Origin of the sequence: Duganella rivi, from assembly GCF_009857435.1 — a bacterium.
Lineage (GTDB): Bacteria > Pseudomonadota > Gammaproteobacteria > Burkholderiales > Burkholderiaceae_D > Rugamonas > Rugamonas rivi.
In genome coordinates this window covers 1-284 of the sequence record NZ_WWCK01000025.1, presented here as the reverse complement: position 1 = coordinate 284, position 284 = coordinate 1, and the positions used below count along the sequence as shown (strand labels likewise).

The 284-nt window shown below is 44.7% G+C and carries 1 tRNA gene; it reads left to right on the top strand.

From position 1 onward, the window contains the following. Positions 1 to 51 precede the first annotated feature (51 nt). Positions 52 to 127, top strand: a tRNA-Ala gene (locus tag GTP45_RS27825). The last annotated feature ends 157 nt before the right edge of the window (positions 128 to 284 follow it).

Sequence of the window (284 nt, the reverse complement as noted above, 5' to 3'; positions counted from 1 at the left end):
TTGATAACGCGGGGGTCGTTGGTTCGAGCCCAACCAGACCCACCAAGATTTGGGGGATTAGCTCAGCTGGGAGAGCACCTGCTTTGCAAGCAGGGGGTCGTCGGTTCGATCCCGTCATCCTCCACCACTTACCTGTTTTTACGTAAGCACTAAGATATTTAGGTAAAAGCAGTACCGTTCTTTAACAATCTGGAAGAAGTAAAGTTTTATTTAAGCGTGTGAGAAATCACACACTTAGGGTAGTAAAACTCATCATCACAAGTAGTAAATGCTTAGAACTATAG